The 11,782-nt window shown below is 62.8% G+C and carries 14 protein-coding genes; 5 read left to right on the top strand and 9 right to left on the bottom strand.

The window, feature by feature from the left end; translation table 11 throughout:
• Together BGN95_RS04800 and BGN95_RS04795 are read right to left on the bottom strand one after the other, a co-directional pair.
• Positions 1-1,234: hypothetical protein (locus tag BGN95_RS04800; RefSeq protein WP_502688252.1), on the bottom strand; the 1,234-nt coding region annotated here is incomplete at its 3' end.
• Complete coding sequence (locus BGN95_RS04795) at positions 1,234-1,863, bottom strand: Crp/Fnr family transcriptional regulator (protein WP_286771794.1); 630 nt, start codon at positions 1,861-1,863, stop codon at positions 1,234-1,236. The genes BGN95_RS04795 and BGN95_RS04800, both read right to left, overlap by 1 nt.
• Positions 1,864-2,085: 222 nt before the next feature.
• Here BGN95_RS04795 and BGN95_RS04790 point away from each other — a divergent pair, with 222 nt between their 5' ends.
• A complete protein-coding gene (locus tag BGN95_RS04790; RefSeq protein WP_286771793.1) occupies positions 2,086-2,397 on the top strand; it encodes a response regulator transcription factor in 312 nt (103 codons plus the stop codon).
• A 3-nt stretch (positions 2,398-2,400) separates the two neighbouring features.
• Here BGN95_RS04790 and BGN95_RS04785 read toward each other — a convergent pair whose 3' ends face one another.
• The 4 genes from BGN95_RS04785 to BGN95_RS04770 form a co-directional block, all read right to left on the bottom strand.
• The gene (locus tag BGN95_RS04785) at positions 2,401-2,586 is read right to left on the bottom strand and encodes a helix-turn-helix domain-containing protein (RefSeq protein WP_286771812.1); all 186 of its coding nucleotides are present in this window, start codon (positions 2,584-2,586) and stop codon (positions 2,401-2,403) included.
• Positions 2,586-3,062: a response regulator gene (locus tag BGN95_RS04780; RefSeq protein WP_286771792.1), complete on the bottom strand. Its 477-nt coding sequence runs from the start codon at positions 3,060-3,062 to the stop codon at positions 2,586-2,588. The genes BGN95_RS04785 and BGN95_RS04780 overlap by 1 nt, the downstream gene beginning before the upstream one ends.
• 562 nt (positions 3,063-3,624) lie before the next feature.
• A complete protein-coding gene (locus tag BGN95_RS04775) occupies positions 3,625-4,521 on the bottom strand; it encodes a helix-turn-helix domain-containing protein (RefSeq protein ID WP_286771791.1) in 897 nt (298 codons plus the stop codon).
• 244 nt (positions 4,522-4,765) lie between these two features.
• Entirely contained in the window at positions 4,766-5,098 is a 333-nt protein-coding gene (locus tag BGN95_RS04770; RefSeq protein ID WP_286771790.1) for a hypothetical protein, read from the bottom strand.
• Between the two features lie 266 nt (positions 5,099-5,364).
• Here BGN95_RS04770 and BGN95_RS04765 point away from each other — a divergent pair, with 266 nt between their 5' ends.
• Both BGN95_RS04765 and BGN95_RS04760 read left to right on the top strand, forming a co-directional pair.
• Positions 5,365-6,183 carry a putative universal stress family protein gene (locus tag BGN95_RS04765; protein ID WP_286771789.1) on the top strand — a complete coding sequence of 273 codons (819 nt, stop codon included), beginning with the start codon at positions 5,365-5,367 and terminating at the stop codon, positions 6,181-6,183.
• A gap of 336 nt (positions 6,184-6,519) precedes the next feature.
• Positions 6,520-7,002: a divalent metal cation transporter gene (locus BGN95_RS04760; protein ID WP_353744678.1), complete on the top strand. Its 483-nt coding sequence runs from the start codon at positions 6,520-6,522 to the stop codon at positions 7,000-7,002.
• Between the two features lie 33 nt (positions 7,003-7,035).
• Here BGN95_RS04760 and BGN95_RS27090 read toward each other — a convergent pair whose 3' ends face one another.
• The 3 genes from BGN95_RS27090 to BGN95_RS04735 are packed head-to-tail and all read right to left on the bottom strand — an operon-like array spanning position 7,036 to position 10,257.
• Positions 7,036-8,589 (bottom strand): CYTH and CHAD domain-containing protein, encoded by a 1,554-nt coding sequence (locus tag BGN95_RS27090; RefSeq protein WP_353744673.1) that lies wholly within the window; start codon positions 8,587-8,589, stop codon positions 7,036-7,038.
• Between the two features lie 5 nt (positions 8,590-8,594).
• Positions 8,595-9,425, bottom strand: coding sequence for a universal stress protein (locus tag BGN95_RS04740; RefSeq protein ID WP_286771788.1), 831 nt, complete (start codon positions 9,423-9,425; stop codon positions 8,595-8,597).
• A gap of 25 nt (positions 9,426-9,450) precedes the next feature.
• Positions 9,451-10,257 (bottom strand): universal stress protein, encoded by an 807-nt coding sequence (locus tag BGN95_RS04735; RefSeq protein WP_353744677.1) that lies wholly within the window; start codon positions 10,255-10,257, stop codon positions 9,451-9,453.
• A gap of 184 nt (positions 10,258-10,441) precedes the next feature.
• On the opposite strand from BGN95_RS04735, the gene BGN95_RS04730 reads away from it, so the two are divergent.
• Positions 10,442-11,278, top strand: a complete 837-nt coding sequence (locus BGN95_RS04730) for an RMD1 family protein (protein ID WP_286771786.1) — start codon at positions 10,442-10,444, stop codon at positions 11,276-11,278.
• A gap of 285 nt (positions 11,279-11,563) precedes the next feature.
• Positions 11,564-11,782 (top strand): transposase (locus BGN95_RS04725; protein ID WP_286771785.1); only part of this gene is annotated, 219 nt, incomplete at its 3' end.

Here is an 11,782-nt window from a genome sequence, read left to right as displayed (position 1 = left end):
ACGCGAGCGTAACCAGTTGATGCCGGTTCAGGCGATAGGACATGCCAAGATCAAGCGTCCCGACCTGCAAGGTCGAAGAATCCTGGAAGCTGCCGTTGAGTTCGGTGCGCGTCGGCAGGATATAGGTGTGGCTGTACCCGAGCGAGAAGGAGAAGCGCGGGTTGATCGCGAACCCGAAGCCGACGTTCGCGGTGATTGCTCCGCCGGGATGAACATGGCCGATCAGCGTGCCGCCAACGTTCCGGTTGATGTTGCGCGGGAACTGATAAAGATATGAGACGCCGCCATAAATCACCGCCGGATCGGACGGTAGCAGCACGGTAATGCCCGGCTGAACACCCCAGAAACCGGATCCCGTCGCCAGCCCGTGCGCGATTCCGAATTCATCGTAGGTAATTGAAAAGGGGCTCTTTCCAGTATCACTCTTCACGCGCAGGCCCGCGATGATGATCGGAGCCTCTGGATTGAGCGGCGCATTGATCTGCCAGCGCAGCGCACCTTCGATATCGCCGATTCCGGTTTGATGGAGATCAAAGCCTTCCGTCACGGTGCCGTCGCGAACCTGCGACAAATGGATGCTGTCGGTCCGGATCATCGCGGGGATCATCAGCTCACCCTCGAGCCGGCCGGTGAAACCATGCCAGATGGTAAGCGCATCGATCGTCGTATTGCGACCGGCGGTAGAGGCCTGGATCGATCCGATCTGGAGACCGGGCACCAGTTCGATACCGGCGAACACGAGCCGGTCGTTCGCCGAACGGATATAGGTGAGCGATGCCTGCAGCGTTGTGCGCCCCGCTGGGGTCAGAACGCCCTGACCTTGCGGAACGGCTTGCGTCTTGTCCGCGATATCCGGTTTTGCGGCCTGCGCATCGCCGACCGTCGCCTGCGGCGTGGGAACGGTCTGCGCCGCGGGCGGCGCGGCCTGGGGACCAACGCCCGTGGCGCGGGCAGCTGCAAGATCGGCGGTCGTTTCGCGCCTCAGGGCGACGATCTCCTTTCGGTCGGCGGCAATCTGCATTTGCTGCGCATCGATCTCTTTTTGCTGCGCTGCGACTCGTGCGGCAAGGACGGCGAGCTGCTGATCGACCGAGGGGGTCGATGGTGCCTGTGACGGAGTCGGACGAGCCGATGCCGGGACCGCCGCGGCTGGCGGGTCTTCAGCCGCCCATGCCGCACCGGGCGCAACGATCAGGCTGCCGGCGCAGAGCCAGCGTGTCGCAATTTGGCGCATCAGTGGGTCATCCCTGGTGAGAAAGCCGAGAGAGGGTCATTCGAAGGAATGGTCACGCCGTCGTTCGCGATGTCGCGAAGCCGTTCGATCTGGGTGATGATGAACATCCGCCCGCGGGTCTGTCGAAGCATGCCCCATCGTCGAAATTCGGTGAGGGTGCGGCTAATCGTGTGAAGCGTGAGCCCAAGGTGGTCGGCTAGGTCGACGAGCGGAACAGGCAGGCGAAATTCGGTGCCCAGTCGTCGCTCTGCAAGGTCAAGAAGAAAGGCGGCGACGCGCGCGCGCGCGTGCCGCCGCGAGCGAATGGCAAGTGTGAGGAAGACCTGCTGCAGCGCCCGCGAGAGCAGTCGGATACGCTGGTCCGCCTCCTCAGCCTGGTCAATCGCCCATTCGCAAACCAGCACCGAAGTGGCCGCCTCTGCAGTGAGCATCGGTTGGTCGTCGGAAAGCCCCAACACATCGCCGGGAAAGGCGAAGCCAGCGATCACGCGCTGGCCATCAGCGAGATACAGGCACTGGCGAATGACGCCTTCCTCGACGCGGTGCAAATTGCGAACCGGAACACCAGGTGCGAAGAGTATAGCGTCCTTCGGGATGCTCCGGCGACGGCCGAATGGATGCGTCGTCATATGGGCTCCGGGCTGATCTTGAAGAGAGAGGCTCAGAATGAGGCCAGGCGGAACGGCGCGCCATTCGCTGAAACGCTAAGTAAAATTGCGCACCGCGCCTTGTGCGTAATCTTCCTGTCAGCTTGGAATGCTATCAACCGACTGCGAGTCGGGATGCGAAGGACATCAGGGCGCGCGCGCCTCGGCCCCGCGGTTTCATTACCGAAAACAGGGAGGTGCCCTATGTCCATGAATTGCGATCAGGCGTTCGGCTTTTGCCTTACCGCCCGTGAACTCGAGGTGCTGGCGCTTGTCGCGGACGGCCTTTCAGCCAAAGAGATCGCCCTGCGCATCGACATCGGACCGCGCACCGTCGAGCGCCATATCGACAACGCCCGCCTCAAGATGCGCGCGCGCAATCGTGCCCATCTTGTTACCCGAGCGATCGCCAGCGGTTTGCTCGACCGACCGGAATATGGCGATGAAGGCGGGATGCTCCTTCCGGCGCTTTCCGGCGGCAGGCATGGTGAGGCGGCGGCGATCGAGTTATCTTGACCGTCATTTAGCGACCAGCATATAGCCGATCCCGCGCACAGTCCGGATCGAGACACCGCCTTGCGACTCGATCTTGCGGCGCAGTCGATGGATATAGACCTCCAGCGCATTGGATGCAGCGCCGTCGCCGAATCCGAACAGTTGATCCTCCAGCAACCGGCGCGGAGTGGTCCGGTTGCTGCGGCGGATCAGGATTTCCGCGAGATCCGCTTCGCGTGCAGAAAGGTTGATTTGTGTACCATTGATTGCCGCGACAAGGTGTCGAAAGCGAGGGCGCCTGCTTGTATCGAGGGATCAGGAAATCCGTCCCTGCGGCGCACGATAGCGTCGATCCTTGCATGCAGCTCATCAATGATGAAGGGTTTGATGAGATAATCATCCGCACCTGCCCGTAGTGCCGACACGCGCTTCACGGCGTCGTCGCGCCCACTAACGACAAGAATGGGTATGCTATGTCCTGCTGTGCGCCAACGACGCACGAGTTTGCTCCCATCTTCGTCGCGTGAGCCAAGATCGAGGACGACGGCGGCGAATAAGGTGGTGGAAAGAAGCTGTGTTGCGTCCGTTACATCGCGCGCGATCTCCACCGCAATGTCCCGATCGCCGAGAATCGTCCGCAGCGACTCGGCAAATTCGAGGTCATCGTCGACGAGCAGCAGCCGCATAGATCCCCGTCACTCACGCCGGATTGCTTCCAGCCTTATGTATCTCCCGGGATCACCGAAACATTGCGTAGTTTCCCTGATGAAGCAACGCATCAGGCCGCCGCCGCTTAACATGCATAAACCATAGTTTGCTGCTCGAAAAGCGCCGCGTTCCAGATTGCGCTTTGTCCGAGCAAAAATCATGCATCGCCACGCTTCTTGTCGGGCCCAATCAAATCACGGTGCATCGAGCGAGAAACGCCTCATTCCGCAGCCAATCTCCCGTTTCCCGGCTGACGGACCGCACACGCTCAAGCCAGCAATGAGGGAGGCGCCGTCGCGGCGCGTGTCTTCATCATGCGCCTGTTGGTCGAGCCCGGCGCTCCCTAGTCAACCCATGCAGGGGACCCTGTGCAAGCGTTCGGCCGCGGCGCTCGCCGCGAAGCACCAGCTTATCGGGCAGAACGGAGCGATCGACCAAGCGGACATGGTCTTTTCCGCGTCTGGCAGGAATTATGACTGCCGCTCGTCGATGACGCAGCTCGCGTGCCGGCGGCATGCAGATGCCTGGAATCGCGCGACATCAATGCCATGCTGAGCCGCCGGCGTCGCCCGGCGCACTGTTCGAAATGATGGCCGTACTCAGCCCCATCGGAGGCTGGCGCGATCGTAAGAAATATGTGCGCGGCGACATGCCCATAAAGTAGCGGAACTCGCGGTTGAAGTGTGACTGATCGTAATAAGATTCGTCGACGATGCGCCCGATCGACCGCCCGTTGGATTGGTGAAGCAGCGCCAGCGTGCGCACAAATCTCTGACGACGAAGCAATGTCTTGGTCGGAAAACCGAACCACCGTTGGGCTCCGCGGGTGAGTTGGGTCGTGGTCATGCCCACGCGATGGGCAAGCTCCCTGACTTTGACATCGCCCGCCGCGTTGACCGCGGCTGCGACTACGCCGATCCGGGGGTCGCAGGGCGGACCCGCAGCCGACCGTGCGCAGAAATAGGCATCGAGCAGTTGAACCCGCGCTTCGTCGTCCGAAACTCCTGCGAGCGCAGCATCGAGCGTTCCGATGCCTGAGAGAATTGAGGCCGCTGCGACAAATTTATCGGCCAGTATTGCCGCATTGACTCTTACCAGATGCGCCCAGCCTTGAGGAGTGAAGCTGATGGCGGTCAAGACACCTGGCCTGCCATGTATCAGGCGAACCCGGGACGTCGGGCCGAACAACGCCGCCGCAGGCCGCGTTGCGAACCGCCCTTCGCGGGCCGCAACATTCGAGTCTCCACCGGAGTGGAAGCGCAGCTCGCCCCATTCGGGTTGGATAAAATCTTCGATTTCGCTGCCTGCCGATCCACTGATCTCCACAGAATAATAGGTAGAGATGAAGGCGACGAGTTCGCGCTGCGGCCGACTGAACCGAACGTTTGCGACCGGTCCAGTCTTACGCGAGCGGGACGTAAAGCGTTCCCCAATCATCTGTAATCTTGCTCCCTCGCAATCGAGGCGATATCTTTCGGCAAATCGGGTCCGGGGCAAAATCCGTATATTTGCTTAGCGAAACACTCCCGCGCCAGACGACGGCGGCCGTGACCGGCGAGGCTGGTGAAGCGGGCTGTCGCGCGGTCGATCGATGTCAGCCGCCGGGCGCGCGGTTTGTGTAACGGAACAACGTCAGGGCGCGGTCGAGCAAGCTATTGGACGAACACGCAATCGGCCGCTTTCATGCGGCAAACGCAAGGTAGCTGCCCGGTACAGGCCCTTGGTCGCGGTCCAGGCTGCTCCTCAGCCCCTCGATCGCCGCCAGGGGGTTACGATCCAGTGCGACCACGGGAACTTCTCCCCGGCTGCTGATGTTGCAAAGCTCGCGATCGGATCGTCCCGCGACGGCGTCGGGCAGCGCGAGGATCAGGCGGGGTCGGAACGACTGAAGCAGCGATCGAGCCTCGTCAAGGTCGTCAACCCGAAAGATCGACCGGAATCCGGCTTTCCAGAGGAGAGCGACGAGACGATCAAATGCCGACCCGTCCTGCCCGACCGTCAGAACATGCTCCATCAGCTTTCCTCCACCAATGCAGATAGGAAGCAGAATAGCGTTTCGTCCATTCCCGACTGTACGTAAATGCCCGAGGCACCCCCGGGCCGGCGGGCCCGCCTGTGCGCAGTCGGTGTCACCGGCCGGCCCGGACATCAATAGAAAGTCGCCGATGCCGATCGTCGGCGGCTCTCAGGATCCCTGGGCGGCTGCTCGCCGCTCGGCGGCCGCCGGAATAGGTAGCATCCCGGATATCGCTCAACGGGGCTCCCTCATAGCTTGCGGCCATGACGAAGGAGGCGATGATGAAAAATGTCCTTCTCCTGATCCACGATGACGAAGGTCAGGAAGCCCGGCTTCAGGCAGCGCTGGATCTGACGCGGGCGCTCGACGGTCATCTGAGTTGCATCGACGTCACGCTATCGTCTGCAATGGTCGGTGAATATTACTCTTTGGGCGTTGCTCCGGCAACCTTGATCCGCGATGAATGCGAAGGCGAGGGCCGCAACAAAATCATGCTCGAAGCCCGTCTTGAGCATGAAGATGTGCCTTGGGACTGGGCTGATGCCACCGGGGATCTCGTTGACGGCGTTTGCGACGCTGCAATGCTTGCCGATATCATCGTCCTTAATCGGAAACTTGGGCAGAATCCATATCCTGATATGGGTGACGTCGCTGGCCGCATCCTGATGCGCGCCCGAGCGCCTGTTGTTGCCATGCCCGAGGATTACAGACGGCTCGCGCTCAAACGTGCACTCGTCGCCTGGGACGGGCAAGCCTCCGCAGCTGCGACATTGCGCGCCTGCGTGCCCATACTGCAGCGTGCCGAAGCAGTCGAAATCTTCATGGTGCGGGACGGTGCGGAAAAGGCCGAGCCGACATTAGCTGCCGAATATCTGTCTCGCCACGGCGTTCATGCCTCCGTGCGTGTCCTTAGCGACGGTCTCCATGCCGCCGACCAGTTGATTGAAGCCGAAGCAGCCGCCTTCGTGGCCGATTATATCCTGATGGGCGCTTATACCCATGGACGTCTCATGGAAACATTCGGCGGCGTGACCAAGCGGATGCTCCGCAACGCCAGGGTGCCGCTGATCCTCGGGCACTGAGTTAGCGAGAACGGCTCATGGGTTTGAGGCGCCTTTTGTAGTCAGCGATGGTGGTTTCCGGCAGAGGGAGCTGAATCTTCGTGATACGGGCGCCCCTTGTCGCGCTAAGCGCTGGCGCATGTCTGGCGGTGCTGCTGGTCGTTGGTGGCGCCTATTGGTTCATGCGATTGGCTCGTGTGACAATGGTTCGGCCGCATCGCGGTCCTGCGGTCGAGCTCGTCTACGCAACCGGTTTCGTCGAGCCCAGCCAGCCTGTCACGGTGGCCGCAAGACTGACGGCACCGGTAAGGGCGGTGTTGGTAAGCGAGGGGGGATGAGGTTCATAAGGGACAGGCGCTGCTCACCCTCGATGACACGGATCTGCGCAGCAGCTACGCACAAACCGTCTTCGCGCTCGGCATCCTTGGCGTCGGAATGATCGGCGTGCCGGTACTCGCGGGCTCTGGCGGATATGCGCTGTGCGAGGCGCTGGGCTGGAAATGGGGGCTTGAGCGGCGCGCGGGTGACGCGCGGGCTTTCTACGGCGTGATCGCGGTCAGCGTCCTCCTGGCGCTCATTCTCCAATATCTTCCGATCAACCCGATGCGCGCGCTCGTCTGGAGCGCCGTCGCCAACGGGATGGTCGCGGTACCGCTGCTCTTCGCGCTGGTCGTGCTCGTTACCCGCAAGGCGGTGATGGGCGATTTCATTCCTTCGCGGACACTGATCTGGCTGACAATTGCCGCCGCCGTCGTCATGGGGATCGCGTCGATCGCCACGATTGTCGACGCTGTGCCCTGGCAACTCGTCGCCAGCGCTGCGCATTGGCGACACAAGTGATGACCAGGCGGCGAAGGGGGGGCAGGGCGGCAATTATCCCGCGGACGTCGGGGTGACGCTCCAGAATTTTCCAGCATCGAGCAATTGCTCATAGCCGCGCTCGGCGCGACACAGCAATTTCCTTTGATGCTTGCGATGCCGACGCCGCTTTTCGCCCGGGCCTGAGACCTCTTTGAGGAGCCGACGCTCGAGTTCGAGGTCGTTGAGCTCGCCCAGACTGTCCTGCAGCACGCCTAGCGCCGCAATGAACTTCTCACGGCGCCGCGCTGCTTCCGGCGCGGGGAACAGCGAGACGAAGAAGTCGCAAGCATAACGCAGCTTCTTGACCGTGATACGCGCGCCGTGGCGCTGCTTCGGACCGAGCGCCGCCAGGCCCTTGCCACGCCGCTTGAGCCGTTTGCGCAGCTTTCGCAGCGCGTCGTGCGCAAATAACGTCGCGCTCTCGGTCGCGTTGCCTGACGACGACGGCTGGACCTGCCAGGCGCCGATCGCCAGCCATTCGGCGAGATCGAGCATCATCGCCCTGGCGCGCGTCGATGCAAGGTCGGTCCGCAGCACCGCCATCGCCTCTTCGCGCGCGCGCTGGAGCCGTTGAACGGCCGCTTCACGCGCATGTGGCACAATCACATCGACATTGCGCACCTCGCCGAGCCGACCGGTCAGCCAGCGAAGGTCGGTCCCGAACGCTTCGGCTTGCGGATCATCGGCAAATAGCGACCGAAACAGCCAGAGCGCGGTGCGCAGGCGCCGCAACGCGACGCGCGCCTGATGCACCGCTTCGACATTGCCGCTCTCGATGAGCAACGTCTCGTTGATGCGAAACTGGCGCAGGCACGAATGGGCGATGGCGGCAAATGCCTCGCGCGCATTGTCATCGCGATCGAGCACAATCGGCTCGGCATGGGCCGGCGCTGACATCGAGCCGCCGAGCAGGCGGTAGCCGCGCTGGGACTTCGAAAGCACGGCAATGCGGACGGGCACTCGGCCAGCGATCTCGCGCGCGACATCGAAGAGGATCTTGGGCGATCCCTGTTTGAGTTCGAGCTCGATCTCGCGCAGCGGCGCGCAATGGCCGCCGGCGCGGATCTCGCCGTCGTCGATCGCCCATTCGATCTTGCCACCGCCACGCTCGATCAGACCGTGAATACGGTGGAAATCGGTGACGATGCATGGATCGAGCCGGTTGACGCCGATCGCGCGAAGGGCCGGCCCGAACGGCCCGCTCGTCGCATCAAGGACGGGCCGATCGCCGGTTACCGGCCGCGTCCATTCCGTGCGGGTGAAGAGCCCCGAAGCAGGCTCCCTTGCGCCCTTGATCGTTTGCGCGCGTGCGCCATGCTCCCGCCGGATTCGCAATGAACAGCCGGCTCGGCGCACGTCCGCGTCCGCGGTGTCGAAATAGGTGGTGACGAGATGCACCGTCTTGCCGCGTGCGCCGACGATATCGGCAGCGCTGAACGGCCCGGCGCCTGGATCAACCTCCAGCTTCAGTTCGATCTCGCGTACGCCCGACGTCGATGTTTTCGTTCGGGTGCGGACGGGAGGGCGGTCCGTGCTGACAAGTGCGGGTGCTGATCGGCCTGGCATAAAGGTCAATGGCTCATGAATACCGGCAATGGCGCATTCAAAAGAACATGCCTCGTCGTGCCGCCGAATGTGGCCTCAATCCGGCGGCTATGTCCATAGGCACCCATGACGAGCAGATTGGCGCCGGACGCGTCGCAAATGTCGAGGATCCCCTTGCCCGCATCGTGGACGTCGGCATGCCGGACCTCAGCGGTGATATCATGCTGCCGGAGGCGCGCGCCAAGCGCGGCCCCGCCGCACAAGCTGTTCCCCGGGGGCCGTCCGAACGTGACGATGCGAACGGTTCCGGCGCGTTTCAGGAGCGGCAAGGCGTCGCTGACCGCCCGAGCCGCTTCGCGCGACCCATTCCAGGCGATAACCGCGCGATCGAGCGCGACCGGCATTGCCAGCGCCGGCGGAATGAACAGCGTCGGCGCGCTCGCACGCAGCAGCAATGCGTCGGCGAGCCTCATGCCATGCGGATCGAGCCTGTCGGGCCGCGGCACTATGGTGAGATCGGCAAGCCGCGCTCGGAGCGGGGCGAGGTCTTCCGCCTCTTCCGCCGGGATGCGCGCCCAGTCTCCCGAAGCGCCATATTGCAGGAGCCTGGCCTTGAACGCCTTTTCTTCCGCTTCAGCCGCCTCGCCCTCACGAAGCTCGAGATGCTGCATGACCTCCGCTTCTGCCTCGGCACCAAGTGCGAAACACTCCGCAACCGAGGGAATGGCGGGGGCGACAAGGCACAGCCCGTGGACCCGGGCGTGGAACCGTGAGGCGAGGAAAGCAGCAACGTTGAGCGCCGAGCTGTCCGCCCGTTCGCTTGGCTCGATGACGAGGATATCCTTCAATGCCATCATGATCGCTCCGACCAACAGCTCCCGATCAGTGTGAAAACAGCACCGGTACCGACGCACCCTCGACGAGGTCGCGCGTGACGCCGCCCAGCACGATTTCCTCGAAGCGCGAATGGGCGAAAGCACCGACGGCGAGCAGCTGCGCCTGGAGCTGATCGACGAACCGCAACAGGAGGTCGCTCGTGGCATCTGCGCCGTTGAGCGCGTGCTGCGTCGGTGCATAGCCAAGCCGCGTGAGGTGCTCGCTGATCGGGTCCAGCGCGCTCGGCGAGCCGCCCGGCGATACCGAAACGATATCGATCCGCGCATGGCTCTCAAGCAACGGCAGCGCATCGTTGAGCACGCGCGCCGCCTCGCGCGACCCGTTCCAGCCGACGACGATATGGTCGAAGCGATCAGCGGCGCCCAGCGGCGGAACGGCCAGTACCGGCCTTCCGGAGAAGAGCGCCAGGTCTCCCAGCACCCGGCTCCGGAATTTCCGGTTTCCGTAAGCACCCGGCGGCCCGACGAGCGTGAGGTCGCCGACACTCGCCCGCGCCGAGAGCATCTTGCCGAGCTCGGCAATCTCTCCCTCGTAGCAGCAAAAGTGAACCGGGCGACCAATTGTGGCGAACTGGCCGGCGAGCGCGGTCTTCTTGTCCTTGGCGTAGCGCGCAAGCTCGTTGGTGAGCGGATAGCCGCTCGCCGAGGCTAGCGAGAATTCAAGCGTGCTGACCGGCGCTGCCACCGCGATCGTCAATCGCGCATTGCGCGCATGCGCGAACTGTTCCGCCTGAGTGACAAAATTGGCGTCGGTCGAGCCCAAATCGACGACAGCCAGCACGTCGGCAACCATGACCACCCTTCCGCGCCTTCGAAGCGCTCGCTTTGTTGTCCGCCTGGAATGGCAGGAAGGATGGCATGCGCGCTATACGGGATAATGCGTGGTTGCCGACGGGCGCGACGGAGGCGAAAAGCTCCCCGACACGTCCGCACGGTTGCTCGCTCCAAGCCGCACAACGGTCAGCGGAGACGATGACATGTCGCACCCCGTCAAGCCCGCCCCCCGGCCGCTCGCCACGCCGGATTTTCTCGCGCTGGGCGAGACCCCGACCATCGGCCCCTTGCGCGCCTGCGCAAGCCTCGCCGGCGGGCGGATCGACACCAGCGCCGCCCAGGCTGACCCGGCAATCGCGCCGCTGATCGAGGCGGCGGGCCTCGTCTTCCTGTTTCGCTATGGCGTGTTGGTAACCGTCGGCGCCGAAAATGACGCGATCGTCGGATTGGTTGAGGCCCTCAAACCCCATATCGCCGATCCGACCACGCTGAACGAGCGCGAGTCGGCCCATATCGAACACGACCCCGGTGCTCACGACAATATCGGCAGCGAAGGCCAGATCCGGCTGGCTGATCTCGGGCGCGAGCGGCTGACATTGGTCGCGATCGTGCTCGCGCGCAGTGTGGCGCTGGCGCGCGATGAATTCCTGCTGTGGGACGCCTTTGACCGGATCGCGCCACTGGTCACCGATCTTCAGGAGAACGGGCGCGCGCGGCTTCCCATCCGCTCCGCGATGCGGCTCGTGGGGAATGTCCTGGCGGCGCGGCACCGTATCATCGGAACCGCGCAGGTCGACGAGCGGCCGGACCTCCTGTGGGATCATCCCGAGCTCGACCGGCTCTACGCGCGGCTTGAAGCGGAATATGAGCTTAAAGAACGCGCCGACGTCGTTCAGCGCAAGCTCGACGCCCTGGGCGGCTTTACCGAGGCCTTGCTCGATATCGTTCGGGACAAAAGGGCGTTCCGCGTCGAGATCGCCATCATCGCGCTGATCGCCTTCGAGGCTGCGCTGTCGCTGTTCGCGCTGCTTGCTCGATAAAACCACTACAGATCGGACCGAACGATTAAGTGCGCGGCATAGCAATCGGATATAGATCGTTTGTGGGGGTAATGAGACCACCAACTTGCCGTCAGTGTACAAAGAAGATTAAGAAATGAGAATAACCATGGCGCAATTGAAAGTTTAGAGGTAATATCCGGGCATATTGTGGGCACGAAGGAGAATTTTCCGATGTAAGTGGTTGATTTGAAAATGTTTCTCTAGGGTCAGGACCCATTGATGTGAGAGGCGCGATCTGATTCAGGCTCCGCAAGGAGGCCGAATGTGAGCGACCTGTACTGGCTGACCGACGAGCAGATGGCGCGGCTTGAGCCGTATTTTCCGAAGAGCCATGGCAGGCCGAGGGTCGATGATCGGCGCGTGTTGAGCGGGATCATCTTCGTCAACCGCAACGGGTTGCGTTGGCGGGATGCGCCGAAGGATTACGGCCCGCACAAGACGCTCTACAATCGTTGGAAGCGCTGGGGCCAGATGGGTGTCTTC

It is taken from the genome of Sphingomonas sp. 66-10, assembly GCF_001897045.1.
GTDB lineage: Bacteria > Pseudomonadota > Alphaproteobacteria > Sphingomonadales > Sphingomonadaceae > Sphingomonas > Sphingomonas lycopersici.
This window is presented reverse-complemented; position numbering and strand designations above follow the sequence as displayed.